This is a genomic window from uncultured Veillonella sp. (assembly GCF_905209685.1).
Taxonomy (GTDB): Bacteria; Bacillota; Negativicutes; order Veillonellales; family Veillonellaceae; genus Veillonella.
Genome location: NZ_CAJLUB010000134.1, coordinates 1 through 4,476, shown reverse-complemented (window position 1 = coordinate 4,476; position 4,476 = coordinate 1). Strand labels below are relative to the sequence as shown.

Annotated in this window: 4 protein-coding genes and 1 pseudogene; all 5 read left to right on the top strand. The window is 37.9% G+C overall.

Annotation, left to right across the window (positions count from 1 at the left end; all coding sequences use genetic code 11):
• Nucleotides 1–155, top strand: a pseudogene (gene nhaA / locus QZ055_RS09460) (Na(+)/H(+) antiporter NhaA); the annotation flags it as partial.
• A 255-nt stretch (nucleotides 156–410) separates the two neighbouring features.
• The gene (locus QZ055_RS08245; protein ID WP_295826037.1) at nucleotides 411–1,019 is read left to right on the top strand and encodes a peptidoglycan-binding protein; all 609 of its coding nucleotides are present in this window, start codon (nucleotides 411–413) and stop codon (nucleotides 1,017–1,019) included.
• 224 nt (nucleotides 1,020–1,243) lie between these two features.
• Entirely contained in the window at nucleotides 1,244–2,062 is an 819-nt protein-coding gene (purR, locus tag QZ055_RS08240) for a pur operon repressor (RefSeq protein ID WP_105088960.1), read from the top strand.
• 127 nt (nucleotides 2,063–2,189) lie between these two features.
• The gene (gene glmU, locus QZ055_RS08235) at nucleotides 2,190–3,563 is read left to right on the top strand and encodes a bifunctional UDP-N-acetylglucosamine diphosphorylase/glucosamine-1-phosphate N-acetyltransferase GlmU (RefSeq protein WP_295825997.1); all 1,374 of its coding nucleotides are present in this window, start codon (nucleotides 2,190–2,192) and stop codon (nucleotides 3,561–3,563) included.
• Nucleotides 3,564–3,689: 126 nt separating this feature from the next.
• A partial coding sequence (locus QZ055_RS08230) for a ribose-phosphate pyrophosphokinase (RefSeq protein ID WP_295825992.1) occupies nucleotides 3,690–4,476 on the top strand: 787 nt, incomplete at its 3' end.

Below are 4,476 nucleotides of genomic sequence, written 5' to 3'. Positions count from 1 at the left end.
CCGTTTTAGCTTTTGATCCAGGTCATGCTCAAGAGATGGCTAAAGGTGGCGTATTAATCGGTTCCATCATTTCTGCTGTTATTGGCTATACATACTTACGTATTATTGGTGCTAAGCGCAAGGAATGCCATATAGGTGTATATCATAACTGCTAAAATTAAATAGTTATTATAAAAGTCTCCATTATTGACTGTCTATAAAATCAAAACATAAAAACTTTACTTGATTAGGCAGACTTTAATGGAGATTTTTCATTGCTATACTATATTTCTATGATATATATGTAGTACTAGATTTGAGATATAGTTAAAAACGTGCATTATATATGCATTTTTGGTATTGCTATGTCAAAATGGTTTATAGATTATTTAAAACTGTATAGTATACTACTGATGTAAGGTGAGGTGTATATGGTTAAGAAAATAATTATCGCATGTACGCTTGTTTGTATGACTACAGTGGTATCTTCCGTATCATTGGCAAAAACAATTGATCGGGGACAACGGGGACACCATGTTAGCAAGGTGCAAACCATGTTAAAGCATCAAGGTTTTTTACATGATTCTGTAGATGGTATTTATGGTCATAATACGGAACAAGCTGTACGGAAATTTCAAAAGTCAAAGGGACTCGCTGTAGATGGTCGCGTTGGTCCTAGTACGATGAATGCTTTAGAAAAGATGGAGACTCGTTATGGTGGACATGGTACAGAATTAAGTCATAATGGTGTACCAAATAAATACTCTCGCGTTTTAACTATGCAAGCTAGTGCTTATTCTGCTCAAGATCCTGGCAATGGTAATTATACGGCTACAGGTAGTCGCTTAAAGAAGGGCATCGTATCTGTAGATCCAAAATTAATTCCATTAGGTACGCGATTATACATTGAAGGTTATGGTTATGCTGTAGCTGATGATGTTGGTGGCGCTATCAAAGGTCATAGAATTGACTTAGCTTATGATTCTCGTTCTGAAGCATTGCAGTTTGGTCGTCAAACTGTGAAGGTTTACGTTTTATAATAAAAACTCTCTAGTACATATAATAGTGTAATAGACTATAAGGTCTAAACTTACAGTATTACATGAGGACTAGAGAGTTTTTATTTTGCCGAATTATAGTGTTTCTATAACCTCGAATATTCGGAAATTATGGTATAATAAATATAGATATATTTGAAATAACTCATGACATTTGTTACATGAGTGTAATCAATAGTTATATGATGAATGGTAAAGGAAATTTTATGGATAAAGTACGGCGCGTGGAACGCATGGTGGCAATGACTAAATTGTTAGTTGATTCACCGCAAAAATTGATTCCTTTAAATTATTTCTGTGATTTCTTTGGCATGGCAAAGTCTACGGTTAGTGAAGACTTAACCTGTGTGAGACAGTCTATGGAGCATTTTCAGCTTGGTACATTAGAAACCGTAGCTGGCGTAGCAGGCGGAGTGCGTTTCATTCCTCATCGTAAGGGTGCTCAAGCTAATGATATTTTACGAGATGTGCAAACTCGCTTGATGGAGCCAGACCGTATCATTCCTGGTGGGTTTATTTACATGTCTGATATCTTATATGATTGGCATGTAATGACACGCCTTGGAGAAATCATTATGACCCGTTTTATGGACCGCAACCCTGATTATATTCTGACCGTTGAAACAAAGGGGATTCCTTTAGCTGTCATGGTAGCACGAGCTTTCAACAAACCTCTCGTCATTGCTCGTCGTGATAGTAAGGTAACAGAAGGATCCGCTATTAGTATCAACTATGTAACAGGATCCTCTGGTCGTATTCAGACCATGACGTTAACAAAGAGAGCGATTCCTCCCAATGCTAGGGTTTTAATTATCGATGATTTTATGAAAGCAGGGGGCACTGCAAAAGGTCTTAAAGAACTTGTTTTAGAAATGAGTGGTGTCGTTGTTGGGACCGGTGTTCTTGTAGCAACGGCAGAGCCAAATCCAAAATTAATCGATGATTATGAATCATTATTTACGTTCTATGGTATTGATGAAAATACAAAGAAAATTAATATAGAACCAGTATTTGATGAAGAATAAACAATTAATATTAGATACATTATAGTTAGATATAATGACTTTATATCGCATATTGGACAATGGGCTAATATGATGTAAGTACTATTAAAAAGTCAGATATATGAGAGATAACAGATAGGAGATTACTATGAATATTGCAAGCCTTATTTTAGCTGCTGGTAAGGGCACGCGCATGAAGTCTAAATTGCCAAAGGTATTGCACAAGGTTGGTGGTAAGGCGATGGTAGAGCGCGTTCTTGAAACGGTTCAGTCTATCGGTACAAATCGCGATGTGGTTATCGTAGGCTTTGGCGGTGATGCGGTACATAATTACTTGGGGGACCGCGCTGAATTTGTTCGTCAAGAAGAGCAAAATGGTACAGGTCATGCTGTAAAAATGGCTCAACCAGTACTTGGCGATTATGATGGTACTATCTTATTACTTTGTGGCGATACACCACTTGTTACAAAAGAAAGTTTAGAAGCACTGTTAGAAGAACATAAAAATTCTGGTGCAGCAGCGACAATTTTAACAGCTCATATGCCGAATCCAACAGGTTATGGTCGTATTATCCGCAATGAAGAAGGTTCTGTAGTTCGCATTGTAGAGCAAAAAGATGGTAAACCAGAGGAATTAGCTGTTCAAGAAGTTAATACAGGCATGTATGCTTTTGATAGTAAAAAATTATGGCCTTGCTTAGACCAATTATCTGATGATAATGCACAAGGTGAATTGTATATCACAGATGTAGTTGGTATTCTTGTAAATGGTGGCGACAAGGTAAGCGCATATATGACAAAGGACTTTGAAGAGTCTCTAGGCGTAAACTCTCGCTTGCAATTAGCGGAAGCCGAAGCTATTTTGAAACATCGTAAAAATGTTGAGCTAATGACAGCTGGTGTTACTATTATTGATCCAGCCAATACATATGTAGCTCCAGAGGTAACAGTAGGAGCTGATACAATCTTGCATCCTGGCACAATCCTCGAAGGAAATACTGTCATTGGTGAGCGCTGTGAAATTGGTCCACATACTCGTTTGACGAATGTAAAAGTAGGTAATGATACGATTATCCACTTCACATATGGTCATGACTGCGAAGTAAAAGAGGGTGTAGATGTAGGTCCATATGTTCACTTGCGCCCTAATACCGTGCTTGGTAATAAGGTTCATGTAGGTAACTTCGTAGAGGTTAAAAACTCCAATGTTGGGGAAGGTACTAAGTTCCCACATCTTTCCTATATCGGCGACAGCGACGTAGGCTCTGGTGTTAATATTGGCTGCGGTACGATTACTGTAAACTATGATGGTAAAGTTAAACATCGTACGACAATTGGCGATGGTGCTTTTGTAGGCTGTAATAGTAATTTAGTAGCTCCTGTAACAGTAGGTAATTATAGCTATGTAGGTGCAGGTTCTACCATTACTAAAAATGTACCAGATAAGGCGTTAGCCGTAGGCCGTAGCAAGCAAATTGTGAAAGAAAATTGGGTAACTGATGATACTTTCAAAAAGAAATAAAAAAATATTATAATTTTTTAACACAATTAGGGCAAAATAGTATACAATAAAAAGGCAATAGTGTGTATCTGTAATGGATGATTATGGATAAGTAACCAGTATAGGAACAAATGAAAGGGTAACAAAATGGCATTTGAAGACGGCAAAAAACTTAAAATTTTCACAGGTAATGCGAATCCTGCATTGGCAAAGGAAATTTGTGATTATTTAGGTTTGCCTTTAGGTGAAGCATTTGTAGGTCGCTTTAATAATGGCGAAGTACAAATTATGATTGATGAAAGCGTACGTGGCAAAGATGTATTTATCATTCAACCAACTAGCTATCCTGTAAACGACAATTTGATGGAATTAATGGTTATGGCTGATGCGTTGAAACGCGCTTCTGCACGCCATATTACTGCTGTAGTACCTTACTATGGCTATGCTCGCCAAGACCGTAAGACTCGTGGCCGTGAACCAATCACAGCAAAATTAGTAGCAAACTTGATGCAAACATCTGGTATTACACGTCTTGTAACAATCGACTTGCATGCAGGTCAAATTCAAGGCTTCTTTGATGTGCCAGTAGATCATTTATATGGTGCTTCTATTTTGGCTAAATACATTAATGAAAAAAATCTTGAAGATGTGATTGTTGTATCTCCAGACCTTGGCGGTGTAACTCGTGCTCGTGATTTGGCTGACCGCATCGGTGCGCCAATCGCAATTATCGAGAAAAAACGTCCTGAACCAGGCGTAGCTAAAGTTATGAACCTTATTGGCGATGTAAAAGGTAAAAACTGCATCATCGTTGACGATATTGTAGATACAGCAGGTTCCCTTGTAGAAGGCGCTAAAGCATTAGAAGAATTTGGTGCAAAATCTGTTATGGCTGCTGTTACCCATGCTGTATTAACAGATCCAGCAAGTGAAC